Source organism: Sphingobacterium sp. WM, assembly GCF_029542465.1.
Taxonomy (GTDB): Bacteria; Bacteroidota; Bacteroidia; order Sphingobacteriales; family Sphingobacteriaceae; genus Sphingobacterium; species Sphingobacterium cellulitidis.
In genome coordinates this window covers 2892158-2917914 of record NZ_CP120709.1, presented here as the reverse complement: position 1 = coordinate 2917914, position 25757 = coordinate 2892158, and the positions used below count along the sequence as shown (strand labels likewise).

The following is a 25757-nucleotide window of genomic DNA, read 5'->3' as shown; positions in this document are numbered from 1 at the left end:
ACATCGCATTTTTTATTTTATCAGTGGTCAATTATGATAATTTACCAACTTCTTGAGCTAGATCGATAATTTTGTTAGAGTATCCCCACTCATTATCGTACCATGAAATAACTTTCACAAAGTTATCATTCAATGAGATACCAGCTTTAGCGTCGAAGATAGAAGTACGAGCATCACCTAAGAAATCTGTAGAAACTACATCATCTTCAGTATATCCTAGGATACCTTTCAATTCACCTTCAGAAGCATCTTTCATTGCTTTTTTGATTTCTTCGTAAGAAGCACCTTTTTCTAGGCGTACAGTTAAATCAACTACAGAAACGTCAGCTGTAGGAACGCGTAAAGACATACCAGTTAATTTACCTTTCAATTCAGGTAACACTAAACCAACAGCTTTAGCAGCACCAGTAGAAGAAGGGATGATGTTTTGGTAAGCACCGCGTCCACCTCTCCAGTCTTTCACTGAAGGACCATCAACTGTTTTTTGAGTAGCTGTTACAGCATGTACTGTAGTCATTAATCCTTCAAGGATACCAAATTTATCATTTAATACCTTAGCGATAGGAGCTAAACAGTTAGTAGTACAAGAAGCGTTAGAAACGATGTTGTATTCTGGTTTTAAATCTTTATGGTTTACACCCATTACGAAAGTAGGGGTATCATCTTTCGCAGGAGCAGACATAATTACTTTTTTTGCACCAGCTTCGATGTGTTTTTGAGCTAATTCTTGAGTCAAGAAGAAACCAGTAGATTCGATTACTACTTCAGCACCAACTTCATTCCATTTAAGGTTTGCAGGGTCTTTTTCAGCAGTAACACGAATAGTTTTTCCATTTACGATTAAGTTTCCGTCTTTTACTTCAACTGTACCGTCAAATTGACCGTGCGTTGAATCATATTTCAACATATATGCTAAGTAATCTGGTTCAACTAAGTCGTTAATACCCACTACTTCGATATCACTGCGTTTTACAGCAGCTCTGAATGCTAAACGGCCAATACGGCCAAATCCGTTAATTCCAATTTTCATTTTTACTAATTTTTATTTATAAAATATTTTACAAGGTTTTGGACAGGCTCCCTAATGATGGTGCCGACAGCCAAATGATTTTCTTTGGCAATTTCTCGCAACCAGTCAGCGTAGTTGTTAGCTACCGAACCTGTGAAATTTAAGGTAGAGTCAGGATAAGTTTCCGAGAGAGGAACCAAATATGTTTTTACATAATTTTCAAGGCCTTTTTTGATAATCCCTTCCATATAAGGGTCCTCCTTATTTTCAAGGATAAAATCGGCAAAGGAAGTGAGAAAAATATTCGGGTTAGGGCTGTTATACGTTTTGTCTAGGATAAGCTTGCGATCGATATTATGTTTATGCAATAATTTTTCGCGGAAGCCTTGTGGCATGGATTCAGTTAGGAAGTCCTTAAGAATCTGCCGTGCCTGCCAGTTGGTGGAAGCTTCATCCGCCAAGATATAGCCTAAGCCATAGTTGTTCTCTACAATTTTTCTACCGTTATAGAAAGCGGCATTGGAGCCACTACCGATGATCCCAATAATTCCTTTTTCATTCCCGAAAGTTGAAATTGCAGAAGCCAGCATATCGTGGCTCACTTTTACTTTCGCGTTTTTAAAGAATTGTGTAAAGACCTTTTCGATTTTTTCTTGTCTCTCCTTAGAAGATGCGCCGGCACCGAAAAAATAAATCTTACGGATGCGTTCAGCGTTATTTATGAGTTGGGTATTCTTATTTAGTAGCTGGTAAATAAAGCGTTCGTCTTGAATGTAAGGGTTTATACCCATGGTACGGAATCCATGTAGGACTCTGCCTTTCTCAGCAAGTCGCCAATCGGCGTATCTTGATCCACTAAATATGACTGCAATCATAAGATTATATGTTCATTACTTCAGCAATAGTTATTAATTCTTCGTCCAGTTTGAATTCTTTGCCACGCAAAGCCTCTTCCAGCGTTGTACTAACCATTTTACTGCCACGGATTCCTACCGTTGCGCTTCTATTGCCTTTTATTAGTTCGTTGACTGCGAAGTATCCCATTCGGGTGGCAAGTACTCTATCAAAACTACTTGGGGATCCTCCACGTTGTAAATGTCCTAATATACTAACTTTTGTGTCATAAAAATCAAATTTTTCTTCGACACGTTTTGCAACATTATAGGCTCCACCGTTTTTATCGCCTTCAGCAATAATCACGATCATGGATGTTTTATTACGGTCTTTCGCAACCTCCAACATCTCGATCAATTCATCGATTGCCGTTTCTTTTTCAGGCAACATGATGGCTTCAGCACCTCCAGCTACACCTGCATTCAATGCGATACAACCTGAGTCACGCCCCATTACTTCAACGAAAAATAAACGGTTATGTGATGCCGCAGTGTCTTTGATTTTATCAATGGCATCAATAACAGTATTATTTGCGGTATCAAATCCTAGTGTATAATCCGTTCCGTAAAGGTCATTGTCAATAGTTCCTGGGATACACATGACAGGGATATCGTATTCTTGTGAGAATACTTCGGCACCAGTAAATGTACCATCACCACCAATCGCAACTAAAGCATCAATTCCTGCTTTTCTAATATTTTCGTACGCTTTTTTGCGGCCTTCAGGAGTTCTGAATTCCGGACAACGCGCTGATTTTAATACGGTTCCTCCTTTTTGAAGAATCGAACTTACGGAACGACTCACCATTTCAGTAAAATCCCCCTCGATCATTCCTTCATATCCCCTAAAAATACCAGTTACTTTTAGGTCGTTAAATAGCGCTGTTCGAACTACTGCGCGAATGGCAGCATTCATGCCTGGGGCATCGCCCCCTGATGTATAAACGCCAATCCTTCGTATATTGTTCATTAGGTCTTTCTTATTTTTTAGAAATACGAATATAATGTGTATTTCTTACACTATTAAATTTTTTTGGTAATTTGTTTGTGTAATTGTTATTATTGTTGAGGTTTTCAGGAAACAATTGATCAATATTAATAAATTTAGATTTTGCAAACATATTTTACTATAGATTGTGTCATTCTGACATTTGATGAGGGACAGTTGAAAGTTTTGTTGGCTGAACGAAATGAATACCCTTACAAGGACTGGTGGGCTCTTCCGGGCTATTTTGTGAATAAATACGAAGAAATGGCCGATGCTGTGGCTCGTATCTTATTCGAAATGACTGGACTAAAGGATATCTATATGGATCAGTTGGCAGCTTTCGCAGGCGTCAAACGACATCCCGAAGGAAGGATCTTGACTGTCGCTTATATGGCTTTGGTTCAAATGGAAGAGGTCAAAAATAAAATTAGTTCTGGTAGTACCTATATGAGGCAATTGAAATGGTTTCCTGTAACAGAACTTCCCGACTTAGCCTTCGACCACAAGGAAATCATTGAGTTAAGTTTGGACCGTTTGAAGAAAACTGTCAGCTACTCGACCACTCCATACGAATTATTACCAGCCAAATTTACACTAACCCAATTGCAACAAGTTTATGAGGCTCTTCTTAATAAGCAATTAGATAAAAGAAACTTTAGAAAAAAAATCAATAATCTTGGCTATCTCAAGGAACTGAATGAATTTCAAAAAGGAGTATCTTATCGTGCTGCAAAACTCTATTCATTCGATAAAAAGAAATTCCACAAAATCTTTAGTCAAGACTAAAAAACAACTTTCTTAAAATATTGTCTAAACGTTATCCTTTTGTTAAAAGAGTGTTAATCATCACTTTTTTGACAAAGGGATGATATTATTTATTTTCTATTTTATACTTTTGAACAATTTTTAGAAAAAGTCAAAAATAAAAAAGGTATAAAAATGGAGAATCGTAAGGATCAAATCATTGATGCAGCGCTAAAACGCTTCTCTCATTTTGGTTTTCATAAAACCACAATGAATGAGATCGCCGATGATATGCGAATTACTAAAGCAAATCTATATTACTACTATCCGGATAAGTCAACTCTTATTCTAGATGTATTAATAAAGATTGCAAATGACGTGTATGCAGGGGAGAAAGATATCGTAGAATCGTATTCTGGAGATTTAATGAAGACGATGATGGATGTGCTGGATTATAGAGCTACTTATACACGTAAATATTATGTTTTACATATCTGCGAAAATTTAGATTGGATTAAAGGTCTGGATCTAAATGAGGTTATGGAAGAGTTTCAACAGCGTGAGGTCACCTTGATTAAAAAATTATTCCAAAAATCATTGGATAGTGGTGAATTGATCATGGATGATATTGAAGGCTGTGCACAGACTCTGGTTGAAATTCAAAAAGGTCTTGGCATCATTCATACTATTTCGGATGTCATTACTGGAATTCCAAATGAATCGAACGTAGATAAGATAGTTGAAAGTCAAAAAAGAGCACTTAAATTAATTTTCGAAGCACGTATAGCTAGTAATAAATAGAATGAATAGAACTAAACTTATGGCCCTAATGATAGCAGGGATGTTATCGGGTTCATTGTTACATGCACAAGAAACCTTGACCTTGCAGGAAGCGGTAAAATTTGCATTGCAAAATAAAGCGGAAGCCAAGAAGGCAAAGCTGGAAATAGAAAATTCTGAGTATTTAATTGATGAGGTTCGGGCAGGAGCTCTTCCTCAGGTTAATGGTTCAGCTTCATTGACCTACAATGCACTAATTCAAAAAAGCGCATTGGATGGGGCTTTGATGGGGAGACCAGGTGAAACAATCATGGTGGCATTCGGACAACCTTGGCAAGCAAACGCAGTCGTGCAAGTGAGTCAACAGCTTTTTAATCAATCTTTATTTACTGGATTAAAAGCGGCAAGATCTACTCGTGATTTTTATCTGATCAACGCTGAGTTGAGTGATGAACAATTGATTGAGAGAGTTGCCAATGCATACTATGAAGTTTATCAATCAGATATGCAGTTGAATACGATTAATAACAACTTGGAAAATACCAACAAAACCAGAGATGTTTTGAAAGGTATGGTTGATGCAGGTTTGATGAGAAAAATTGACCTAGATCGTACCGAAGTTGCTATCAACAATTTATTAGCACAAAAGCAACAGATTGTAAATGCTCAGGAGCTAAGAGAAAATGCACTGAAGTTCGCGATTGGGATGAAGATCACGGATGATATTGTTCTTCCAAAAGAGACCTTTGATATCAATGGTGAGTTTATCAGTGAAGAATTCAATGTCGATAATCGTACTGAAGTAAAATTGGTTGAAAAGCAAATCGAATTACTAGAACTGAATAAAAAATCAATGGTTGCTGCTTATTATCCAAGCTTGTCATTGACCGGTAACTTAGGTTATTTGGGCTTTGGACAGCAGTTCCCAATTTTCAATAATTCAGCTAGTTTTGCGCCATACTCAGCAATTGGCTTAAACCTTTCTATTCCAATCTTTAATGGAGGATCTACGAAAGCAAAGATCAACCAAGCAAATGTTGATATTTTGAAAGCTAAGGTAGATTTGGAGGACAACAAACTTGGATTGAACCTAGCAGCTGAAAACGCTAAAGCTCAAATTAAAAATAGCTTGTTGACAGTGGATAACAACCGTCGTAACGTAGAAATGGCGAAGGAAGTTATGGAAAACACCCAAAACAACTATAGAAATGGGCTAGCGACTTTAACAGAATTGTTGGATTCTGAGAATGCCTATGCAGATGCTCAAAACAACTTGAATACCTCATTATTAAATTATAAAGTTGCAGAGATCCAAGTGATCAAAGCAAATGGAAAATTAAAAACATTAGTAAACGAATAATATAACCACACATAATGAAACGTACATTAATTACCCTAATTGTTATCATTGCTGCAGGAGCAGGTATATACCTTATCCTTCAAAAGAACAAAGCAAAGAATGATGCAGATACGGCTGCGGTAGCTGAAAAAAATGCGGCAGTAGCAGTGCGTATCGACACAGCTGAGAATAGCAATATGAGCTTAGAATACTTAGCGAATGGGACTTTTATGCCAAAACAAGAAGTAACGGTAGCTGCTGAAACTGGTGGTCGTGTAGTTCGTGTGATGGTTGATGAAGGTTCTAGAGTATCAGCAGGTCAGACATTAGCAATCGTTGAAGGCGATAAATTGAATGTCAATGTTGCGAATGCTCAAGCGGCATACGATAATGCGCAAGCCAATCTTATGCGTTTTGAAAATGCACTTTCAACAGGAGGTGTTACTCAACAACAAGTTGATCAAGCACGCCTTCAATTTGAAAGTTCAAAAAACAACTTGAAAAGCGCAAAATTAAACGCAGGTGATGTTACTATTAAAACATCAGTTTCTGGTATTGTAAATTCCCGTAAAATTGAACCAGGTGCTTATGTAAGCCCAGGTACTCCCGCATTTGATATCGTCAATGTAAGCACTTTAAAATTAAGAGTTAATGTGGACGAAAAGAACGTCGCAACATTACGCGTAGGACAAGCTGTTCAAGTAAGAGTGAGTGTTTATGCGGATAAAGAATTTTCAGGAAAAATTACTTTCATCGCTCCTAAATCAGACGGAAGCTTGAACTTCCCTGTAGAAATCGAAATTGCGAATAACCCGAACAACGAATTGCGTGCTGGTATGTACGGTACTGCTGTATTTGGTGCTAGCGGTAGTTCAAGCGTATTGGTTGTTCCTAGAACAGCATTCGTAGGTAGTATTTCTGATAACAAAGTATTCGTATTGAAAAACGGAAAAGCTGTAGAATCAACAGTGGTAGCGGGTAGAAGTTTTGGTGATAATATTGAGGTTCTTAGTGGTTTGCAAGCTGGCGACCAGGTAATTATCTCTGGTCAAATCAACTTGTACAACAATTCACCTGTTGAAGTTATTAAATAATTTGTGCTAAGAACGAACTCATAAAATGAAGATTACTGAAATATCGATAAAACGTCCGAGTCTGATCATAGTATTGTTTATACTATTGACTTTAGGCGGGATATTCTCATACACCCAATTGGGTTATGAGCTGATACCAAAGTTTGAGGTAAACGTAATTACCATTCAAACAGTGTATCCAGGTGCTTCACCTTCCGAGGTAGAAAGTACTGTAACCAAGAAAATAGAGGATGCCGTATCCTCCTTGGAAAATATTAAGAAATTGGAATCAACCTCTTTGGAGAACGTTTCGATTGTAATGATTACCCTGAATGACGGAGCGGATGTCAACTTCCTGCTCACGGATGCCCAGCGGAAAATCAATGCGGTCTTAAATGACCTCCCTGATGACGTTGAGGCTCCATCATTGAATAAGTTCTCCTTGGATGATATCGCCATCATGAGTTTGGCTGTGACATCCAACCAATCGGAGAAAGAATTGTACGACCTGTTGGACAACAAGATACAACCAATCTTTGCGCGTATCTCTGGGGTTGCAAAAGTAGACATGGTCGGTGGTGAAGAGCGTGAGATCCAAGTTTCTGTAGACCCTGAGAAAGCAGAAGGCTATGGAGTTTCAATCTCTCAGATCCAAAGTGTTATTGCACAATCCAATCTAGATTTCCCTACAGGAAACGTAAGTACTCGTGAATCGAGAACAACCATCCGTTTGGCTGGTAAGGTTGTGGATGTTGAAGAGTTGAGAAACTTGCCAATCACTACCCCAACTGGAGTGACTATCTTCTTAAGAGATGTTGCTGATGTTCAGGATGGTATTAAGGAAATCGAGAAAATTGCACGCTTAGATCGTAAGAATACCATTCTATTACAGGTGTTCAAACAGTCGGATGCAAATGCGGTAGAGGTATCCAAATTGGTGAAAGAAACGATTGAAACGGTACAGACAGATTATAAAACAGATAATATCCAAATTAGGGTTGCGAACGATTCAACGGATTATACCTTGAATGCAGCAGACAACGTAATCCACGATTTAATGATCGCGATTGCCTTGGTAGGTTTTATCATGTTGTTCTTCTTGCATAGTTTGAGAAATGCGGCTATCACCATGATTGCGATTCCATTATCCCTGGTTGCAACCTTTATCGGTCTGTTATTGATGGGCTATACCTTGAACTTGATGTCCTTGTTAGGTCTTTCTCTAGTGGTTGGTATCTTGGTCGATGATGCGATCGTTGTAATTGAAAATATCCACCGCCATATGGAGATGGGTAAGAATAAGGTTCGTGCAGCTTATGATGGTGCAAAAGAAATTGGATTTACCGTATCGGCGATTACCTTGGTTATCGTGGTAGTATTCTTACCTATTGCGATGTCAACAGGTTTAGTGGCTAACATCCTTGCACAGTTCTGTGTGACGGTAATTATTTCAACTTTATTATCCCTATTGGTTTCCTTTACAGTGGTGCCTTGGTTGTATTCACGTTTCGGAAAATTAGAGCATATTAACCCTAATTCCTTTATTGGTAAGATTGTACATGGTTTTGAAGCAGGATTGACAGCTTTCACCCATTGGATTACTGGTATCCTAGAATGGTGTTTGAAAAACTGGAAAACCAAATTGGCAACCCTTTTTATTGCCTTGGTATTGTTCTTTGGCTCATTCACTTTGGTAGGTCTTGGATATATTGGTACCGACTTTTTCCCAGCTTCGGATAAAGGTGAGTTCATGATCCAGTTAGAATTGGAGAAAGATGCTTCCTTAGAGAAAACCAACTTCTTGACGCAAAAAGCAGAATCGATTATCGAGTCTAAACCAGAAGTGGAAAGTATCATTACCACGGTAGGTCAATCCTCAGATGGGGTGATGTCTACTGCAGGTTCACGCTATAAGTCTGAGATTCACGTGATCCTAAAAGATACTTATACAGAAAGCTCGAAGGTTTATTCTGCTCGTTTGAAACGTGAGTTGGAGAATAAATTAATCGGTTCCAAAGTTACAGCTGTAAATATGGGTTTAATGGGAGCGGAGCAAGCACCTTTGAAATTGACTGTAATGGGTTCAGATTTGGAAGATGCGCGTGAGTTCGCTATCAAAGCGGAAGAAATCTTACGTAATATCCCTGGTGCTACAGGAGTAAAATTAACTTCTGAAGATGGTAACCCAGAGATTCGTGTTCAAGTGGACCGTGATAAGATGACTTTCCTTGGATTGAATGTAGCGACGGTGGGTATGACCATGCAAACTGCATTCTCCGGAAATACAGATAATAAATTCCGTGCTGGTGATAACGAGTATGATATCAATATTCGTTTCGCGGAGAGCGGAAGAGCAAATATCAATGATGTTAGAAACTTGAAGTTTATCAATAATCAAGGTGCTACGATTTCATTGGATCAATTTGCAACCGTAGGATATGGATCAGGACCAACCTTATTGGAACGTCGTGATAAATCTCCTGCAGTTTCTGTCCAAGGTTCGGTGGTAGGTCGCCCAATGGGTACTGTTGCTGCTGAATGGGAAGAAGGATTCTCTAAATTAGAACGTAAGCCTGGGGTTGTATATGTGTGGGGTGGTAACATGGAGAGTCAAACCGAAGGTTTCGGTACTTTAGGAGTTGCCCTTATCGCTTCAATCTTATTGGTGTATTTAGTAATGGTGGCTTTGTATGATAGTTTCTCGACTCCATTTGTGGTCTTGTTCTCAATTCCACTATCCTTTATCGGAGCCTTGTTACTATTGGCATTGACAAACCAAACATTGAACATCTTTACCATCTTGGGTATTATCATGTTGATTGGTTTGGTTGCGAAGAATGCGATCTTACTAGTTGACTTTGCTAACCATAGAAAAGAACATGGTGATAGTACGCATGACGCTTTGGTTGCTGCCAACCACGCTCGTCTTCGTCCAATCTTGATGACAACCATTGCGATGGTATTCGGTATGATTCCAATTGCCTTAGCAACGGGTGATGGTGCTGATACTAACAGAGGTTTGGCAATCGTAATTATCGGAGGATTATTGTCATCCTTATTATTGACCTTGGTAGTTGTACCGGTAGTATATTCCATCTTCGATGGATTCGGTCGCCGCTGGGGTAAGAAAGAAAAAACGGATTATGCAACAATGATGGAAGCTGATTATGTTCCGAATGAACATTATGTTGACGAAATGGAAGTGAAGCATAACTAATCTAGAACAATTAATTTTCTAAATACTAAAGGCCTGGGATTTTTTCCAGGCCTTTTTTGATTTTTTCTTGTAATTCCAAAATGATATTTCGCTAATTTTTCCTTAAAATCAATGGAAATTTATGAAAAATTGGTTGGTTAAACATCTATTTATTTTATGGAAAAATATGCTTTTAAGCAGTATTAACAATGATTTGTATGGTCGATATCAGTCGTAAATCATTTACTTTTTTAAAATTTATATCATGTTCTCGTGATTTTTCCCGTAATTGGTATCAATCAAATTAACCGAACAAAACGTTCAAAATTTGATAACATAAATTGATTGTATTACAATAAAAATATCACACACTAACTATTAATTTTATGGCCGGAATTTCTCTAAATTCTGGCCATTTACTTTTAATCATGAATCATGATCATCAACTTTATTCGGGTTCGGGGGAAGGGGATTTGTATCATGTTCCGGACGCTTCCCAGTATCTGATTGCACCTTCTCATTGTCTTCCCTTGGCTTATCAACTTTATCCTTTTCCAATTCTTCCTGTTTTACTTCTTTCTGTTTACTCATAGCTTTTGATTTTATGTTTCATTTAAAAAACACCTTGAATCAAGGAATGTTCGGAATAAATGTTGAATGGTACTTCAAACATTTTATTTTATCGGATGTTTCTTAAATGGTAGGGACCAAAATTTATTTATGGAAAAACAGCAAAGCAAAGGATTTATTAAGGATACTTTTCAAATTTTAAAGAATACTGTCATGGGATTTATGAATGAAGACAGTATGAAATACAGTGCATCACTAGCTTATTATACTATCTTTTCACTCGGTCCCATTTTGGTATTAATGATTTCCTTGGCCGGTATCTTCTATGGAGAAGATGCTATTAAAGGAAAATTATTTTCTGAATTAAATGAATTGGTGGGGCTTACGGCTGCTCGTCAAATCCAGGATGTAATCAAGAACCTAAGCTTATCAGGAAAGTCTAACTTAGCGATGATAGTCAGTATTATTACCCTGATTATCGGTGCTACGACAGTCTTCGGTGATATGCAGAACTCGATTAATAAGATCTGGCATGTCAAGGCGAAACCTAAAAAAGGATGGTTGAAAATGTTAATGGACCGCCTTTTATCCTCTTCCCTGATTATTGGATTAGGATTCTTATTGGTAGTGACGCTGGTGGTCAATGGGATTATCCTGACCTTAACAGATCGCTTACTCAGGTTCTTTCCGGATATGACGGTTTATGTCATGGATGCTATTAATTTCGGACTAACTTTTGGAATTACCTTTATTCTATTTTCCGTGATCTTTAAGGTGCTTCCTGATGTTACCATAGGATGGCGACCGGTAAAGGCGGGAGCATTCTTTACCTCCATTCTGTTTGCGATAGGACGATTCGGAATTGGCTTTTACTTGCAGTCTTCCGATACAGAGTCTACCTACGGCGCAGCAGCTTCCATTGTATTGATTCTTCTGTGGGTATATTATACCGCAGCCATTCTTTACTTCGGCGCCATCTTTACCCGCGAATTTGCAACCTTTCATGGAATAAGCATAGAACCTTCGGAATATGCCGTACATGTAGAATTAAAGGAAATTGAACGAAATGTTAGTGAAATCCCTCCAGCACCTCTAACGGAGGAAGAAAAGGTCATTGAAAAATAATTAGTTCAAGATGGATTTTTTATCCAGCCAAATAAATCTTGGGCGATAAACGGAGGCTTTTTTCCACCATAATCGTTCGCTAAAGGTATTGACATTGTAGCTCACTAATATTTTATTATCCTTACTGATCTGAGGATGAAACATGGCATTGTAAGTAAATAAACTGTCCTGTTTTAACTCGGGCTCATCGATTTGATAAAGTAGTTTTTCATTCTTAAAAGGTCCCTGAAAGTCATCAGCAATATAACTGTATATCTTTCCGGGAACATGATAACGATCTTGATTCAGCAATACGATCTTACCATCCAGCTTACGCACACTGAACTGTTCTGAAACCATGCTATGAACCCCTGCAATCGCTTTACTCTTGGCAGCATCTTTTTCCCATTTCTCCCCAGCCCAATATTCCTGGGCTATCAACTCCCTATTCTTGATTTGTGCCCGCATGACATGCAGTTCTGAATGAAAATTTTTATGATCTACCTTAGAACCATAGATGTAAATATATTTCCCTTGTTGTATGACGGCATGTCCATAATGGATGGGGTTATCCCCAGAAATAAAAGATGCCCGATGCATCAACTCAAAGGTTTTTGGATTTAAGCTCAGGAAGTCACAACCTTCATATTGAAAAGCAAAAGGTCCTTTTTCATTAGCTTTCTTACTGTATTTAGCCATGAATAATAATAGCTGTCCTTTAAAGAGGAAGCCATCTCCTGGCCAATACCAATATTTTCCCTGTTCTGAAGTTTCTACATCTATGAATGATCGAGGCTGATTGAAGTCTCCGCCATACAAACTTTGAATGCTGTCCTTTGAGTATAGCGTTGCGGTATTTCCAAGAATAAATTTTGAAGGCGATTGCCTGATATTATCCTTAATAGGACCAAGAAAAGAATCTCCCCACAGGAATATTGATTTTCCTTTACCCAGATCTATCGAAATACATCCATCAGAACCAGATATTCCTGTCGGGTTTTCGGGCAACAGCAAGTCCGTAAAACTAGGATCTAGCTTTACGGAATCAAAACCTAAAATCTTGGTCTCCACTGGTCGCTGACTATAACCACAATAGGGGGAAGCTATGGCCAATAGAAGAATGGCAACAATGGTTTTCACTTTTATTGATGATAAAACTCTTTTACTCTATTTTCTAAATCTACAATGATAGCATTTGCAAAATCTCTTTCCTGTAGTTTGCTTGCATGATATAAGGCTCCTGGACTAAATACATTCACCTCCATGATCTTATCCCCAACGATATCCAGACCGACAAGATACATATTGTCATCCTTCAACTGTTGGGATACCTGATTCACCAACTGAAGGATATTGTCGTCAATAATCGCAACCTCAGGTTTTGCACCCTGATGGATATTACTTCTGATTTCATCCTCTTTTTGCACTCGACGAACTGCAGCATATTTCCCATCCACGATCAATGGCTCTCCACCCATCATAAAAAATCGAATATCTCCCTTCTTAGCCTCGGGTAAATATTCTTGAGCAATCACATAGCCGTCTCTAGAAATTGCTTCAACAGTTTGTTTTAGATTCTGCCTATCCTTATAATCGATCATAAAGACATTCTTGCCTCCTGATCCTTTCAAAGGTTTTAAAATGATTTTATCCTGTTGTTCCTCCAAAAACCGAAGGACATCATTATGATTTCTAGTAACTAATGTTTTTGGACGAACCGATTTAGGGAAATTTTCCAGATACAATTTGTTGTTTGCCTGAACCAAATAATCAGGATCATTAATGACCAATCTGCCATTTCTCTTAACTATTTGAGCGAACTGTATACCTGCTGCGGCAGCCCAAGGACGGTTTATCATATCTAAGGTCGGATCAAATCGCAACCATAAAATATCAATCTCGTTTAAATCAACCAATGTTTTCTCAGCATCTTTTAAGTGATTGACAAAATCTGAACCTTTGGTTAATCCCAGTTCCGGACTGATTATCCGGCAATGTGCTAATATTGTTTGTTCATCCTCGTAAACAAAATCTGCAAGTCCGATATACAGGACGGTGTGACCTCGTTCCAAAGCTTTCAAAGCAAGTATAGTCGTTGTAAATTTCTCCTCTTCTTTATGGGACTGGTTGATTAAAATTGCGATTTTCATATATTTTTCTAAAATATTTTCTCTTATTGTATTAGTTTAAAAATGCTTCCTTTTCGTTTGACATCCTTCCATTGAGCACTAAATTCAGGGAATAAATACCGCGGTGTCACTGCTGGTGGAATTAAAATCTCTTTCTGTAAAAGGTCCTTGATAATCGGGAGATAATCTTTTCTGATTTTCCCCATCATCAACAGATGTACATTGTTACCATCTTTCAGGTAATTGAGCAATTCCATGATGCCTTTTAAATAGAGGGCATCCTTTGTCAATCCACCACCACGATAAACCCGCATCACGATTTGAAATGCTGTTTCTTGTTGAAAGCTGTATTGCTCCACCAACATGTTGAAGGTATCAATGAAAGAATTGCCGAGTAACATATTCTGAACTGCTATGACGCGTGCTGCAATGGTTCTCAAACGATCATTGTTTAATCCACCGACAATATATTCGGCCAAAACAGCCAGGCCTTCCTGCAGCTCCTCATATCCTGGAACACCAAGACTAAAAATACTCAAGGGCTGCTCCCTACCATTGAAATAGGTCACCACATGCGTACCGATTTCATGTTGTATCAAGGCTTCTGCTCTTTTACGAGTCAATTTATATTCCTTGCTGATATTAAGTACCCCACGGTTGACCATCACCCCAGAAATATCCTCCCGAACCCGGACAGGACTGTTGAATTCTTGATTTTGACGCTGTAGAAATTTTATCTCATCTCTGGCTAGTTTCGCAAATTCAAAGGCATTGATGTAATCATCACTCTTTTTGATGGGTTCTTCAGGTTCAGTTACCATTAATATCGCCATGGCGCTTTTATAAAGCTTCTCCGAGACGTTACCAAAGACTTGTAAACTCCCATGTAAAAAATCATCCTTGCCGCGGTCAGCAATCATACTGACCATCGAATCCAATTCTGTCCGCTTATCCCTGAAGATATATGCCATGGTAGGATCATAAATATCTTCAATCCGCAGGTTATATAATCTTCGCTTGACCAAATCCGGATCAATGTGCATCGGTCGGTATAGGAATTTTGGCGTTTTCCAGAATTTATCCTTCTTAAACTGCAACCAAGCCTCATGCGCATTTAACGGAGTAACCATCAAAAGAAAATCAAACTTTTTGCTCTCTTGAGCCAAGGCATTGTCAATATCAATCATGAGCGGGGTAAGCTCCTGATGAAAATTAAGCTTCTGTGCCGTAGCGTTCAAATGCGTATAGACCCTCAGGAATTCAAAGAAAAGTCTGGATAAGGACTTCGCTAAGGTTTCGCGATATAGCCGCATTAAGATGGGTAATACCAAGTCCTCTTCCTCAATATAACTTTGTTTAATTGCTAAACCCATATAAAGGATTTGTCGGTTCTGGAGTTCTTTTTTACTAAAAAGGGCTCCAAGGTCTTTGGGTTGAGGGATATTCAAATCCTTAGCAATAGCCGTACTGATTTCCCGCGCTTCCTTGTTGATATTCTTTTGAAAATACTCCGCAAGGGGCAAAATATCCTTTTGACCAACATGGATCAGAATATCTTCCTTTTGCATAGGTTCACCAATCCACGCCTCAACCAATAAACAAGCCCCAAACTCTTCCGCTAATTTCTGTGCAATTGGTTTAATCCATTCCTCCAGATTAAAGTCCTGTGATTTACAAACGATACTTGCATTCTCCGTCTTAGCTAAATCAACCAACATTTTATCCCGCTTATCCGAACTTGGAACCCTATAAATAAAAATATAAGGCACAATCTTGTTGAAAATGAATTTCCCAACATTTGGAACTTGATAGTGAATTGGATTACGCTTATTGATCGCGTTTAATATTCGGGTAAGGATTTTGCTATTTTCCTCTAACATTTTTAAAGTACGTTGTTAAAACCGTGATTGAATTCATTAATAATTGTTTACAGGATACAACTCGATTTAGGTCTGGCGCTCCTGTCCATTCATCCATAAAATCCTTGCGGAATTCAAAGGATAGGACACAACCGTAATCCCCAAATTTTTTATTTAAAAACTGCGATAAATATCCTCCCTTAAATTTAATATTTTCTTGAATATCAATCGGTTCGTCATACAAGCTTTCTTTTTTAATAAATTCAATTAATTGTTTTATTAGAGGAGCCCATTTCGGATCCACGTAGGCGGTACCTAAATTTATCTGAGGATTTTTTTGCAAATCAATTACCTCATCAGGACCATTTCTTTTGGCATTATAGCTATGGATATCATAGACGATAAAATACCCGAATCGATCTATGGTTTCCTGAATTAACTCCTCAATTTCTGAATAGATATTTTTATGATCCAGATGCAATTCTGTAACAATATTTTCAGGTAAACTGTCTTTCCAAACCTCTAGTCCCCATGCTTGTTCTGGTCTTAAGTATACTGAATCTGCTAATGTCCGATTTAAGTCAAGTTGAAATCGCGAAGAACCTACAATAAATTGATTTGTTGGAAGTTCAGCCATTACCGCCGTAAATGGATCTTCTTCCCGAAGCCTTTCATCTTCACCGAGCTTGATATAAGGATCAATAAGCGGATCGATTTGCTGACCATCGTGGATCGCAAATGACCAAAACGGACTGTCTATCTTTTTGATGAAATACTTTGTAAACTTTGACATTTTCTTCCTTTCTACCTTTATCAACAATGATTAAAGAAATTAGTTTGAATGTCAGGACAGTAATATTATGGTAATTGGAACTTCTAATAGGATCAAGGAAATTCGGTCATATATCAATATTTCCAGAGATTTGTGTAACTAACTGTAACAATTCGAAAAAAATATTTAAAACCCATAATATCAAGACCTTATTATACGTTGTCTTTGTATAACCAGTTAAAAGGAGGTTGTTATGAACCTAATTCAACGCATTGAACATTGGGGAGATGCACATCATCCGAGATGGATTGACTTCGTCAGGATAGTTCTTGGAATTCTGATCTTTGCAAAAGGAATAAGCTTTATTATGGATCGTGACTCTGTAGCCACATTGATTGAAAAAACTCATTTTCAATTATCCATTTGGAGTGCTGTTCATTATGTGGTGTTTGCCCACCTGGTAGGAGGGATTTTCATCGCATTGGGATTATGTACTCGACTGGCTGTGGCTATACAAATTCCAATCCTTATCGGAGCTGTATTCTTTGTGAATATTACCAATGGGTTCAGTTTTCTGAATTCCGAATTTTGGTTGTCCCTAGTGGTACTTTTACTCCTTATTTATTTCTTGATTGTCGGCTCAGGACCTATGTCCCTCGACAAAGAAATGGATAAGCCAGGTTATAAAAGACAAATTTAAAAGGTGAAATACCTTTGAAGACTTCTAAGTATTATTTGGAAAGGCCTTGCTTGCAAGGCCTTATTTATTTGCCTAAATATGATGCACTTATTACCATAGATCAATACTTTATCCTTAATTAAGGGGTATTTTTGTATTCTATTTAGGAAAATACCATGAAAGAAAAACAAATTGAAAAGATAATAAAACCTGGCATGCCTCATTTCGTAGGCGATGGTTTTAGAGTACATAGTTTTATTCCTTCTGCCATACCAATGCAGCGGATGGACCCATTTATTGTATTTGATTATAATTCGAAATACAACTTTCCGGCCAGTTCAATTCCAAAAGGAGTAGGGGTACACCCGCACCGTGGTTTTGAAACCGTAACTCTGGCTTATAAAGGTAGGGTTGAGCATGCTGATAGTAGTGGTGGTGGTGGAATAATCGGAGAAGGTGATGTACAATGGATGACCGCAGCTTCTGGTGTTCTTCATAAGGAATTTCATGAATCGGAATGGAGTAAGGAAGGTGGTGAATTCCAAATGGTTCAATTATGGGTAAACTTACCTGCCGCTCATAAAATGTCCGATCCGAAATATCAGGCTTTAGAGAATAAATCGATCCCTAAAGTCCAACTTGCAGATGGTTTGGGATATGTTGAAGTAGTAGCAGGTGAATATCAAGGCACAAAAGGTGCCGCCAGCACCTTTACTCCGGTCAACTTATTCAATGCCAAATTGAAAACTGATGGAAAAGCTGAATTTGAATTCCCTGAGTCCTATAATACCGGATTGCTGATCTTGGAAGGATCTGTAAAGGTAAATGGACAAGAGGTCGCAACCGATCATTTTGTCTTGTTCGAAAATAAGGGTGAAAAAATTAAGGTTGAAGCATTGGAAGATGCATTGATCTTGGTATTGAGTGCTGAACCCATCAATGAACCAATTGCAGCTTATGGACCCTTTGTAATGAATACAGAGGCAGAAATAAAACAAGCCTTCCGGGATTTCCAAACCGGCAAATTCGGATTTCTCGAAGATTAATCCCTTCTAAAAAAACAGGGGTTGAATTCATGATTCAACCCCTGTTTTACAATTAATAATTTACAGATAAACCAACACCAAACCCCATATCCGAATCATAATGAGTTCGAATTCCAAGATTCTTAGTCAATATATACCGTAAATCACCCATATACTCTAAATCTGAATTTACCATAACACCAGCTCTTAATCTTTTTGTTACTGGAATATCCTCCCGCATTAACTGCAATCGCACATTTCCGTCATGATAAACCTCTGCCTGAAATCTGACCAGCATAGGTAGCAAATAAGTGAAACCTGCCGATAATAAAGCACGTTCATTCTTGCTGTTTTTCTGACCAAAGATGTTTTTCTCGGGTCCATGCTTATCCATTCGCCTATACCGATAATCAAAGCCGATAAATGGCATAAACCATTGCATTTTTCCAATATAGCGCCCTAAATGCGTTTCAACCTCATATCCATGCATATCACTATAGCCCAATCGCCATTCTGTGGTAAGGCTATAGCGGGTATTATGCAACATCAGTTCCCCATCATTACCATTCGTCGCGAAATCATTCTGAATCATAAAATGCTTCATATTACTTTCCTTTTGTAATTCGCGATATGCCCATGCTTTATTCGGAAGATAAGGGTTGGGAGCTTGGTCTTCTGTACTGAAAACCCGATTCATTCCGGCCATCATATGGTATAAAATATGGCAATGGAAAAACCAATCACCTTCTACATTCGATAGAAACTCAATGGTATCTGTCTCCATCGGCATAATATCCAATACATTTTTCAGTGGAGCATAATCCCCCTGACCATTGATCACTCTGAAATCATGTCCATGAAGATGCATAGGATGTCGCATCATGGAATTGTTGTATAAAATGATCCGTAAGACTTCGCCTTCTTTGATCAAGATTTTATCACTCTCCGCAAGAACCTTGTTATCCATACTCCAAACATACCTGTTCATGTTTCCCGTCAGTTCAAACTTCATTTCCCTGACTTTGGCATCTGCAGGCAGCGTAGTTTTTGTAGGGGATCGTAACATCGTATAATTCAAAGTCACAAGATCAGAACTTCCATGTTCGCCATGGTTCATGTCTTTCATGTTTGCCATGTCATGATCCATGTTCTCCGAAGAATGATCCATTTGATGCTCTGTATGATTATTCTGATGTGCTGAATGTTCCTTTGTAGTATCCGTTGAAGATTTTGAATGTTCTTCATGATTCATGGAATCATGCTGATGCGATTGATTTTGAATTTCCGGATACATCACGGTATTCATATCCATCTTCTGTAGACTCATTTTCATGCCCATGTCATCCAGATCACCATTCATTTTCATCATGTCATTCATCATCTTCATTCCTTCAAAGTATTTCAGCTTTGGTAATGGACTGACTAATTGCTTGACACCTGAACCCAAATACATGGAAACCTGATTGGTCCGATCCTCTGGGGTTGCCATAAATTCATAGGAAAAACCATCCTCAGGAATCGTAACGATGACATCATAGGTTTCTGAAACGCCTACTATCAGACGGTCCAATTCAACAGGCTCCACGTCATTTCCGTCATTGGCAACAACCGTTATCTTCCCACCGGCATATGTTAACCAGAAATAGGAAGATGCCCCTGCATTGATGACTCTTAGTCTTACCTTGTCACCAGCCTTGAACTGTGAATAGGTCTCCTCAGAACTTCCATTCAGTAAAAATCGATCATAATATACATCGCTGACATCCATGGCAAGCATCCGCTTCCACTCATTGGTCAACTTTGTTTTAAAATGTCCAGCTTTGATGGCTTCAGCATAACTTTGCGTTGCATTCTTTTTGATGGCAAACCAATCATTGGCATTATGAAGCATCCGATGTACATTGTCTGGATTCAAATTGGTCCATTCACTCAAGACCACCGGTATTTCCGGAAGATCATCAATGCCCTTTCTAAAGGTTGGATCATTCGGCCTTTTCTTGAGGATCATGGCGCCATACATCCCAATCTGCTCCTGCATTCCCGAATGACTATGATACCAATGCGTACCATTCTGAATGATAGGAAACCGATATACAAACGTGCTGTTCGGTTCTATGGGCATTTGAGTCAGAAAAGGAACACCATCCTCCTTATTCGGTAAATAAACCCCATGCCAATGCAAGGAAGTTCCTTCCTTGAGTTTATTATGAACATGTATTTCTGCAGTATCTCCTTCGGTAAATGTAAGTGTAGGCATAGGAATCATCCCATTTACAGCGACCGCCCGACGATTCTTATCAGCAAAATTTACGATACTATCCGTTACATTTAAATCATAGCGCACGATTTTTTGGCCCAAGGCCAGGGATGAGCAAAATATAAAGGTGATAAGTAAAAGGTATTTATTTCGTGCTTTCATTTTCATCATACGTTAAAAATTATTAAGTCTGTTTAGATCGGTTAGAGTTTTTCTTTAACCTCGCCGCAACTCATCATTTTTGATCCGTAGTATGGGTTTTTTATCGCTTCTTCTTTACTTAACCAATAAGCGCCTTTATTGTTGTTGGCCATTGGACAAAATTGCCAGAATAAGCCTTCTGCTGATCCTGATGTTTTTGCTAACGTATAGATTTGGTCGGAAAGTTCAGTAAAGGTATTTCTCTGACCTTCGAGTTTTGTGTCTTTCGCGATTTGATTTGCCGATTTTTCTAAATTTCCTTTCAACTTCATCCACTGAACATGCTCAGCTTCTGCCAATGAATTCATGTCCACTTTTTTGATCGATTGACTCAATTGACCTGCTGCCAAAGCACTGTTTTTTTGATTACTCGTTATTAAAGCATCTTTCAGTTCCAAGTAAGAAGCAAACACAGAAGTTAAACCTTTCTGTTGTTGGGCATGCTCATTTTTAGAACCTGGTTCATGTGGCTTCTCATTGGAATTCATCTCATGCTGTGGACCGCCTTTTGCTACTTCATGGCTTCTATCATAAAGGCAACATTCATGTAACTTTTCATAAATATCATCCGGAGCTCTGAATTGTGCATTATCATAACCTGACTGAGCTATTTTTTTCAATACAGCAGATTCACTGGTTTTTGTAGAATCAAAGGTGATTTCAGCCTGTTTTTGTTTGGCATCCCAACTGACCTTGGATATGTTTTTCTCAGATCCACTGGTTTCTATGGTCTTCTTACACATGCCACAGTTTCCATTAACCGCAACTGAAACTGTTTTTGCATTCTTGATTTGTGCTATACTAGCATTGATTCCTAAGCCAAGGATAAGGCCTAAGATTAAGGATATCTTTTTCATCTTTTATTTTTTAATTTAAATAGCTTGGATAGCCAATGGCTAACCAGAATAAATTACCTAATGGTACAAATGGAAGTAATTAAGCTATTTTGGGCGGGATGAAAATTGAAGAATATCCAGAGGTTTCTTGGAAAACCAAAAGGGTAGATATTTTCTCCTTAAAAATTGGATTGTTGAAATGAAACTCAAAACTTGGGTTGGAATAGAAACAACAGCTTGTATTGGCCATCATCGGACAACAACAATTGGAATCCGTACAAGAGCTTTTACTTTCCTGATGTTTGGATGTGGGCTCTGTATTTTCCTTTTCACAACAGCTGTGTTCATTTTCAGCATGATGATCCTTTGTTTCGCAACTAACTTCTGACTTCACTTCCTCCTGATGTTCATTGCACGCAAAAGTAAGCTTTGGGCTGAACAAGGCTAAGAGTGTGAAACAGATTATGGAAACTATCTTCGTCATCATGTGATATTTACAAAGCTATGCAAAATTTTTAGAATGAAAAAAAGATGTCCAAAAAGAAGGCCCAGGTTGTAAAACCTGAGCCGGACACATTAACTATTATTAATTATACCTTGCTAATTAATTTTGAAGATTTTTATCTTCGTTCTCGAGGTGGAACCTGGCATGAACCATTTGCTGAACAGCCCATATTCAATAGCGGTAAGATCGTAAATAATACCCCCAAACCCGCAATCAACCACATCTCTGATTTTACTCCCTGAATAATAATGATAATACCCATTACCAAGCGTAAAATCCGCATCACACTCCATTGAGATAAATAAATTTTTACCTTATCCATTTTTTCTCTCCAGTTTAATAAATAATTCTGTTCCCATTCTTGGGCCGATACTATTATAGCATGGCTCCATTTTTTCTATTTCAAAATAAGGGGTAAACAACGGTCGATATTCTTCTTTCGTTCCTCCAAATGGTGGACCTGACTTTTCAAACTCAACCCCAAATAATACCCCCACAATTTCTCCTCCTTCTGCCAATAACGAATTTGATTTTTTGACATATTCAGACCTTAACTTTGGCTCTAATGCACAGAAAAAGGTCTGTTCTAGCATAAGATCATACTCACCTTGATGATCGAAAAAATCACCCAAAATAACGCTGATCTCAGGTTTATCCTTAAACTTATCTTTTAATTGGTCTACCGCCATCGGGGCAATATCAATTACAGTCAAGTTTGTAAACCCATTTTCCAACAAGTAGGCCGCTTCATGCGCATTCCCACATCCCGGAATCAAAATCCGAGCATCTTTATTATGGTATTCATTCATGAAGGTAACAATAGGGGTAGAGGCGTAGCCTATATCCCAACCAGTTTGTTGGTTCTCCCAACGCTGATTCCAAAAATCTTGATCCAAAGATGTTTCCATCGTATGTTAATATTTTAGTGTTTGTTATCCCTTTTAGCTTGAATGGAATAACACAAAATTGAAGATTAATTTCCTGATGCTCGGTATCTTTTGTTACAAAGCCAAATTGAACTTAATTGTCCTGGAAAACAGCAAAAATTCAAGGAATAGAACGAATAAACAAGTTGTTTTATCGGATGTATGATTATCGTAATGCCGGATATTCCATAAAAACTAAATCAAAACCCTGAGCCCAATAATCTGCTGTCCTCTCCTTGACCTTAAAGCCCAATTTTTGATAAAAACCTTCTGCAAATTGCGAGGTTCTTACAATTAACCGTTGAATAGCCATATTTTGCTTTACATATCGGATGCGATGTTCCGTTAACAATCTTCCAGCACCTTGATGCTGAATTTCTTTATCCAGAAAATCCCAACTCAATCGAGCGGTGATCTGATCATCATCGTAATTTATTCCACCAGCACCAATAATCCGATTCTCCTGGATCAAAATAAAGTAATCCTCAATTTCATGATTCAAGTAATGGATTAAATCCTCACCCTCGGATTCAGCGAAAAATTCAGGAACATTCGTCTCGAAAACCCTCATGACTTCCTTAAAATCTGATTTTTGATAGGGACGTATCAAAATACCTTGCTTATTCATAAACTTTAAACTATCCGATATCTTTCAAAAGTTTGCCAATATTTATCCTTATAAAAATCATAACTCAATTCCAACCGATCCTGATACTTAGGGATTAATTTTTCCATAACCATGCTGACATTTCTGAACTCCCTACAGGCAATAAAGGTTTCACGAAGACCATCCACAGTCTCGGAACCTAGGAAAATATAGCCCTCGGCACTAGGTAAAGTCTTTTCAAGCTCCTCCTCAAATTCCGCGATATGATCATAGGTGTCCGGATTTGGAAATCCTGATTCACTATCTGAATGATAAGCGTTCATCACCACCAATATCCAGGGGTGTGAAGCTTTGTAATCCCAATTTAATACCGAAGTGTTGATCGTTGATAATATAGGTTTCCCGTTTTCTAAACAACCTTCAAAACCAGAAAATCGATCGTCATCGGAATTATGCCTTACATCCTGATATTTCTCAACAAATTCCTTTTCACGCCAATGTAGATAATCCAATAATTTATCGGCCTGGATTAATTCTTCCTGCAAATTTTGTGGTCCACGAACATCAATTTTATCAATGATTTGGATCATGGTCTCTTCCCCTAAATAATTATCCAAGAAAATAAAGATTCCACTTAGGATTTCTTCTCTTGACTCCTCGTGATAGGAGTCATAAACAAACATCAGATCTATTTTATCCGGATAATTGGCATGAAGGATCGGGTAGAATTTAATGTTGGATTTATCGAATTGCAGATCATGCATCCGAATGGCAAAATCTTCGTTATTGGATTCTGGTTTGAGTGCTCTAAATTTCCAACCTGCAAGTTTTGGAGATGATTGAACTAGCTTCTCCGCCCAGATAACATTCTTGATGATTCCATCTGGTGTAAAAACGAGCTCCGCATCTTTATCCTGATCTATACCTACTAAAAAAAATACACGCGGTTCCATTTTATCCAACACAGGGGCAAATTGTTGAATGAAATCCTCCTCCACGTTCTTTCCTGATTTAATAACGTCATAAAACTCTTGTGATCGTGTTTGAAACCAATCCCAAAAGGCTTGATAATCTTGGTCTGTAGGCGCTGAAAATAAAGTATCCTTACTGCTCATATAAAATAATATTTTTAAAAAATTGGAGATTGTTTTTCTCCATTTCTTAAATATAAGGATATAAAAAAACCTATCCTAAAAAATATCTAGGATAGGTTTTTATAAAATTCGTATAAATTAAGCTAGCGGTTCAGGAGCTTCCTCTTCAAATAATGGAAGTTCTTTGATAATGTTGTACCAGCTAATGATTTTTTTGATATCTGAGGAATAAACTCTTGCCTCATCATGATTAGGCGCTACCTCTCTAAAATACTCACGTAACGTATTGCCATCAGCCTTCACATCAGGAGTGTTGCCACCATTGGTTTTGATGGTTTCCAATACATCAATCAAACGGATTTCTTCGTCTTCACCATAAATGGTAATATCTTCCAAAGTTGCCATTTTCGTAGTCGATAAATTTACTACCGATTTAACTTTGGCAGCATCCAATGACTCAAGGACAAATCCACCCTTGTTTTGACCAATTAATTTAAATAATCCCGGCTTGCCAGTAACTGACACTAATCCTCTTAAATTCATTTTCTATTTCTTAAATAAGAATTAATCTTCTATTATTTCTACACCTAAAATACGGTCACCTTGACGGATATCATCAACGACATCTACATTCTCGATAACTTTTCCGAAACAGGTATGGTTGCGGTCTAAGTGTGCGGTATTGTTGCGACTATGGCAAATGAAAAATTGTGATCCGCCTGTATTTCTCCCTGCATGTGCCATCGATAATACCCCACGATCATGATGTTGATTGTTGCCATCTAATTCACAATCAATCTTATATCCTGGTCCACCTGTTCCAGGCATTCCTGTCGCTCCTTCACGCGTATTTGGGCAACCTCCTTGAATGACAAAATCAGGAATAACACGGTGAAAACTTAATCCATCATAATATCCTGATTTAGCTAACTTAATAAAGTTCGCTACTGTATTTGGAGCATCTTCTGTATAAAATTGCACAGTCATGTCGCCCTTTTCTGTTTTAATAATCGCTTTGCTCATTATTTGTGTCCTTAAATTGTAATAGCCTACAAAGATAAGACTTCTGTCTAAATTCTAAAGCCCCTATTTATTTGTTGGTACAGGTAATATTAACAACTATTAGCGTTGAAATATTTATTTTTAAGAAATACAAACTCAAAAAATTACA

25 protein-coding genes are annotated in these 25757 nt (G+C 38.0%); 8 read left to right on the top strand and 17 right to left on the bottom strand.

Going from position 1 to position 25757, the window contains the following annotated elements:
• Nucleotides 1-31 precede the first annotated feature (31 nt).
• From gap to pfkA, 3 genes are read right to left on the bottom strand one after another with little or no spacing between them, the layout of a single operon-like run.
• A complete protein-coding gene (gene gap, locus PZ892_RS12525) occupies nucleotides 32-1030 on the bottom strand; it encodes a type I glyceraldehyde-3-phosphate dehydrogenase (protein WP_094256010.1) in 999 nt (332 codons plus the stop codon).
• A 5-nt stretch (nucleotides 1031-1035) separates the two neighbouring features.
• Nucleotides 1036-1884, bottom strand: coding sequence for a hypothetical protein (locus PZ892_RS12520; protein WP_094256009.1), 849 nt, complete (start codon nucleotides 1882-1884; stop codon nucleotides 1036-1038).
• Between the two features lie 4 nt (nucleotides 1885-1888).
• The gene (gene pfkA, locus PZ892_RS12515; RefSeq protein ID WP_094256008.1) at nucleotides 1889-2872 is read right to left on the bottom strand and encodes a 6-phosphofructokinase; all 984 of its coding nucleotides are present in this window, start codon (nucleotides 2870-2872) and stop codon (nucleotides 1889-1891) included.
• Nucleotides 2873-3013: 141 nt separating this feature from the next.
• Between pfkA and PZ892_RS12510 the strand changes: the two genes are divergently transcribed.
• From PZ892_RS12510 to PZ892_RS12490, 5 genes are all read left to right on the top strand, one after another.
• Nucleotides 3014-3676: an NUDIX domain-containing protein gene (locus tag PZ892_RS12510; protein ID WP_094256007.1), complete on the top strand. Its 663-nt coding sequence runs from the start codon at nucleotides 3014-3016 to the stop codon at nucleotides 3674-3676.
• Between the two features lie 153 nt (nucleotides 3677-3829).
• Complete coding sequence (locus PZ892_RS12505) at nucleotides 3830-4435, top strand: TetR/AcrR family transcriptional regulator (protein WP_182499559.1); 606 nt, start codon at nucleotides 3830-3832, stop codon at nucleotides 4433-4435.
• 1 nt (nucleotide 4436) lies between these two features.
• Nucleotides 4437-5774 (top strand): TolC family protein, encoded by a 1338-nt coding sequence (locus PZ892_RS12500; protein ID WP_094256005.1) that lies wholly within the window; start codon nucleotides 4437-4439, stop codon nucleotides 5772-5774.
• 14 nt (nucleotides 5775-5788) lie between these two features.
• Entirely contained in the window at nucleotides 5789-6847 is a 1059-nt protein-coding gene (locus PZ892_RS12495) for an efflux RND transporter periplasmic adaptor subunit (protein ID WP_094256004.1), read from the top strand.
• Nucleotides 6848-6872: 25 nt separating this feature from the next.
• On the top strand, nucleotides 6873-10043 hold the full coding sequence (locus tag PZ892_RS12490; RefSeq protein ID WP_277711408.1) for an efflux RND transporter permease subunit: 3171 nt from the start codon (nucleotides 6873-6875) through the stop codon (nucleotides 10041-10043).
• A 405-nt stretch (nucleotides 10044-10448) separates the two neighbouring features.
• On the opposite strand, the gene PZ892_RS12485 is transcribed toward PZ892_RS12490, so the two are convergent.
• On the bottom strand, nucleotides 10449-10613 hold the full coding sequence (locus PZ892_RS12485; RefSeq protein WP_169715147.1) for a hypothetical protein: 165 nt from the start codon (nucleotides 10611-10613) through the stop codon (nucleotides 10449-10451).
• 129 nt (nucleotides 10614-10742) lie between these two features.
• Between PZ892_RS12485 and PZ892_RS12480 the strand changes: the two genes are divergently transcribed.
• Nucleotides 10743-11717, top strand: coding sequence for a YihY/virulence factor BrkB family protein (locus PZ892_RS12480; protein WP_182499561.1), 975 nt, complete (start codon nucleotides 10743-10745; stop codon nucleotides 11715-11717).
• Here PZ892_RS12480 and PZ892_RS12475 read toward each other — a convergent pair whose 3' ends face one another.
• From PZ892_RS12475 to PZ892_RS12460, 4 genes are read right to left on the bottom strand one after another with little or no spacing between them, the layout of a single operon-like run.
• Nucleotides 11718-12836, bottom strand: a complete 1119-nt coding sequence (locus PZ892_RS12475) for a DUF4185 domain-containing protein (RefSeq protein ID WP_277711407.1) — start codon at nucleotides 12834-12836, stop codon at nucleotides 11718-11720.
• A 2-nt stretch (nucleotides 12837-12838) separates the two neighbouring features.
• Nucleotides 12839-13846, bottom strand: a complete 1008-nt coding sequence (locus tag PZ892_RS12470; RefSeq protein ID WP_094256000.1) for a glutathione synthetase — start codon at nucleotides 13844-13846, stop codon at nucleotides 12839-12841.
• Nucleotides 13847-13869: 23 nt separating this feature from the next.
• Entirely contained in the window at nucleotides 13870-15705 is a 1836-nt protein-coding gene (locus PZ892_RS12465) for a tyrosine/phenylalanine carboxypeptidase domain-containing protein (protein ID WP_277711406.1), read from the bottom strand.
• Entirely contained in the window at nucleotides 15689-16477 is a 789-nt protein-coding gene (locus PZ892_RS12460; protein WP_277711405.1) for an N-formylglutamate amidohydrolase, read from the bottom strand. The genes PZ892_RS12465 and PZ892_RS12460 overlap by 17 nt, the downstream gene beginning before the upstream one ends.
• Before the next feature lie 232 nt (nucleotides 16478-16709).
• Between PZ892_RS12460 and PZ892_RS12455 the strand changes: the two genes are divergently transcribed.
• Both PZ892_RS12455 and PZ892_RS12450 read left to right on the top strand, forming a co-directional pair.
• Nucleotides 16710-17156 (top strand): DoxX family protein, encoded by a 447-nt coding sequence (locus PZ892_RS12455; RefSeq protein WP_094255997.1) that lies wholly within the window; start codon nucleotides 16710-16712, stop codon nucleotides 17154-17156.
• Nucleotides 17157-17311: 155 nt separating this feature from the next.
• Nucleotides 17312-18181 carry a pirin family protein gene (locus PZ892_RS12450; RefSeq protein WP_277711404.1) on the top strand — a complete coding sequence of 290 codons (870 nt, stop codon included), beginning with the start codon at nucleotides 17312-17314 and terminating at the stop codon, nucleotides 18179-18181.
• A 52-nt stretch (nucleotides 18182-18233) separates the two neighbouring features.
• Here the strand turns inward: PZ892_RS12450 and PZ892_RS12445 are convergent, their stop codons facing one another.
• The 9 genes from PZ892_RS12445 to PZ892_RS12405 all read right to left on the bottom strand — a co-directional run bounded on the left by PZ892_RS12445 (nucleotide 18234) and on the right by PZ892_RS12405 (nucleotide 25609).
• The gene (locus PZ892_RS12445) at nucleotides 18234-20588 is read right to left on the bottom strand and encodes a multicopper oxidase domain-containing protein (protein WP_277711403.1); all 2355 of its coding nucleotides are present in this window, start codon (nucleotides 20586-20588) and stop codon (nucleotides 18234-18236) included.
• Between the two features lie 32 nt (nucleotides 20589-20620).
• A complete protein-coding gene (locus PZ892_RS12440; protein ID WP_094279988.1) occupies nucleotides 20621-21475 on the bottom strand; it encodes a DUF3347 domain-containing protein in 855 nt (284 codons plus the stop codon).
• Nucleotides 21476-21554: 79 nt separating this feature from the next.
• Nucleotides 21555-21941, bottom strand: a complete 387-nt coding sequence (locus tag PZ892_RS12435; RefSeq protein ID WP_141202056.1) for a hypothetical protein — start codon at nucleotides 21939-21941, stop codon at nucleotides 21555-21557.
• 133 nt (nucleotides 21942-22074) lie between these two features.
• Entirely contained in the window at nucleotides 22075-22281 is a 207-nt protein-coding gene (locus PZ892_RS12430; RefSeq protein ID WP_094255994.1) for a hypothetical protein, read from the bottom strand.
• Entirely contained in the window at nucleotides 22274-22867 is a 594-nt protein-coding gene (locus tag PZ892_RS12425) for a methyltransferase domain-containing protein (protein ID WP_277711402.1), read from the bottom strand. The genes PZ892_RS12430 and PZ892_RS12425 overlap by 8 nt, the downstream gene beginning before the upstream one ends.
• A 184-nt stretch (nucleotides 22868-23051) precedes the next feature.
• A complete protein-coding gene (locus PZ892_RS12420; protein ID WP_182499568.1) occupies nucleotides 23052-23513 on the bottom strand; it encodes a GNAT family N-acetyltransferase in 462 nt (153 codons plus the stop codon).
• A 5-nt stretch (nucleotides 23514-23518) separates the two neighbouring features.
• Nucleotides 23519-24607, bottom strand: a complete 1089-nt coding sequence (locus tag PZ892_RS12415; protein WP_277711401.1) for a DUF695 domain-containing protein — start codon at nucleotides 24605-24607, stop codon at nucleotides 23519-23521.
• Nucleotides 24608-24724: 117 nt separating this feature from the next.
• Nucleotides 24725-25129 (bottom strand): DUF5606 domain-containing protein, encoded by a 405-nt coding sequence (locus PZ892_RS12410; RefSeq protein ID WP_094255990.1) that lies wholly within the window; start codon nucleotides 25127-25129, stop codon nucleotides 24725-24727.
• A gap of 21 nt (nucleotides 25130-25150) precedes the next feature.
• On the bottom strand, nucleotides 25151-25609 hold the full coding sequence (locus PZ892_RS12405) for a peptidylprolyl isomerase (protein ID WP_094255989.1): 459 nt from the start codon (nucleotides 25607-25609) through the stop codon (nucleotides 25151-25153).
• Nucleotides 25610-25757: the final 148 nt, after the last annotated feature.

Bases quoted from the DNA above. Each gene is read 5' to 3' on its own strand.
- PZ892_RS12405 (WP_094255989.1), bottom strand. From the start codon at position 25,609: ATGAGCAAAGCGATTATTAAAACAGAAAAGGGCGACATGACTGTGCAA.
- PZ892_RS12495 (WP_094256004.1), top strand. From the start codon at position 5,789: ATGAAACGTACATTAATTACCCTAATTGTTATCATTGCTGCAGGAGCA.
- PZ892_RS12465 (WP_277711406.1), bottom strand. From the start codon at position 15,705: ATGTTAGAGGAAAATAGCAAAATCCTTACCCGAATATTAAACGCGATC.
- PZ892_RS12430 (WP_094255994.1), bottom strand. From the start codon at position 22,281: ATGGATAAGGTAAAAATTTATTTATCTCAATGGAGTGTGATGCGGATT.
- PZ892_RS12500 (WP_094256005.1), top strand. From the start codon at position 4,437: ATGAATAGAACTAAACTTATGGCCCTAATGATAGCAGGGATGTTATCG.
- PZ892_RS12485 (WP_169715147.1), bottom strand. From the start codon at position 10,613: ATGAGTAAACAGAAAGAAGTAAAACAGGAAGAATTGGAAAAGGATAAA.
- PZ892_RS12520 (WP_094256009.1), bottom strand. From the start codon at position 1,884: ATGATTGCAGTCATATTTAGTGGATCAAGATACGCCGATTGGCGACTT.
- PZ892_RS12490 (WP_277711408.1), top strand. From the start codon at position 6,873: ATGAAGATTACTGAAATATCGATAAAACGTCCGAGTCTGATCATAGTA.
- PZ892_RS12420 (WP_182499568.1), bottom strand. From the start codon at position 23,513: ATGAATAAGCAAGGTATTTTGATACGTCCCTATCAAAAATCAGATTTT.
- pfkA (WP_094256008.1), bottom strand. From the start codon at position 2,872: ATGAACAATATACGAAGGATTGGCGTTTATACATCAGGGGGCGATGCC.
- PZ892_RS12450 (WP_277711404.1), top strand. From the start codon at position 17,312: ATGAAAGAAAAACAAATTGAAAAGATAATAAAACCTGGCATGCCTCAT.
- PZ892_RS12445 (WP_277711403.1), bottom strand. From the start codon at position 20,588: ATGATGAAAATGAAAGCACGAAATAAATACCTTTTACTTATCACCTTT.
- gap (WP_094256010.1), bottom strand. From the start codon at position 1,030: ATGAAAATTGGAATTAACGGATTTGGCCGTATTGGCCGTTTAGCATTC.
- PZ892_RS12440 (WP_094279988.1), bottom strand. From the start codon at position 21,475: ATGAAAAAGATATCCTTAATCTTAGGCCTTATCCTTGGCTTAGGAATC.
- PZ892_RS12505 (WP_182499559.1), top strand. From the start codon at position 3,830: ATGGAGAATCGTAAGGATCAAATCATTGATGCAGCGCTAAAACGCTTC.
- PZ892_RS12480 (WP_182499561.1), top strand. From the start codon at position 10,743: ATGGAAAAACAGCAAAGCAAAGGATTTATTAAGGATACTTTTCAAATT.
- PZ892_RS12455 (WP_094255997.1), top strand. From the start codon at position 16,710: ATGAACCTAATTCAACGCATTGAACATTGGGGAGATGCACATCATCCG.
- PZ892_RS12415 (WP_277711401.1), bottom strand. From the start codon at position 24,607: ATGAGCAGTAAGGATACTTTATTTTCAGCGCCTACAGACCAAGATTAT.
- PZ892_RS12435 (WP_141202056.1), bottom strand. From the start codon at position 21,941: ATGATGACGAAGATAGTTTCCATAATCTGTTTCACACTCTTAGCCTTG.
- PZ892_RS12460 (WP_277711405.1), bottom strand. From the start codon at position 16,477: ATGTCAAAGTTTACAAAGTATTTCATCAAAAAGATAGACAGTCCGTTT.
- PZ892_RS12425 (WP_277711402.1), bottom strand. From the start codon at position 22,867: ATGGAAACATCTTTGGATCAAGATTTTTGGAATCAGCGTTGGGAGAAC.
- PZ892_RS12410 (WP_094255990.1), bottom strand. From the start codon at position 25,129: ATGAATTTAAGAGGATTAGTGTCAGTTACTGGCAAGCCGGGATTATTT.
- PZ892_RS12470 (WP_094256000.1), bottom strand. From the start codon at position 13,846: ATGAAAATCGCAATTTTAATCAACCAGTCCCATAAAGAAGAGGAGAAA.